At 41.2% G+C, this 798-nt stretch carries 2 protein-coding genes; both read left to right on the forward strand.

What is annotated here, in order from left to right:
* Nucleotides 1-299, forward strand: a 299-nt coding sequence (locus N1032_RS24785; protein ID WP_259543186.1) for a hypothetical protein, incomplete at its 5' end; no start/stop codon positions are given.
* A gap of 105 nt (nt 300-404) precedes the next feature.
* Nucleotides 405-798: hypothetical protein (locus tag N1032_RS24790; protein WP_259543188.1), on the forward strand; the 394-nt coding region annotated here is incomplete at its 3' end.

Genomic DNA, 798 nt, shown 5'->3' on the forward strand with positions numbered 1-798 from the left:
CTGGTTGTTCAAGTGCTGTAGCATTTGCTAGATCTACTGGTCAAGTACATGCTAATAGTGGCGCATGGTTCCTGTGTAACTGGAAACTGAAAGTAGTAAATGCTACAGCAGATAGTGTAGGTTCTAAAGTATCACGTCTTGACTTTAACAATGGGTACGGTAAAGCGGGTATTGGTTTAGTAGATACTCATGTATCTATGGCTACTCCACAAAAAACTGGGGCTCCTGCAGGAACACCAGCAGGGACTATCGAAGTGATTGTAAATGGTAGTACTGTTAAAATCCCTTACTACACTTAATATTTTGTGATATATAGATGGCCCCTGGGATAACCTAGGGGTCGTAAATAAAGAACCGTTTATCTCATATATACTTCTGTAAAATTTTACTTAAGGAGTACATCGATGTCTCTATTCATTTTCTCCCTCGCTCGTAAGATTCGAGGTGAAGAACCAATGTTCCCAGAGAAAGGGGGCGGTGGTGGTGGTACTACTACTGTCCAGAAAGCCGATCCTTGGAAACCCGCTCAAGGTCAACTTCAAGATATCCTGAAACAAGCAAAAGCTTTATACGATAAAGAAGGTGGTCTTGATGCTAAGGCAGTTCAAAGGGCTATGCCTCACTTAACCCCAGAAATGGCTCAGAGTTTGGAAGCTCTTGCTAAATCTGGTCAGTTAACCGAAGTTGCTAACAATTTAAATAAATATACTACTAATGCTGGTAAGTATCTCGACCAATCTGCTCAGTATCTGAATCAAGCTGCACAGATGGGTAAAAATCTTGCTGGTATGGATACAT

It is taken from the genome of Herbiconiux daphne, assembly GCF_024979295.1.
GTDB lineage: Bacteria > Actinomycetota > Actinomycetes > Actinomycetales > Microbacteriaceae > Herbiconiux > Herbiconiux daphnes.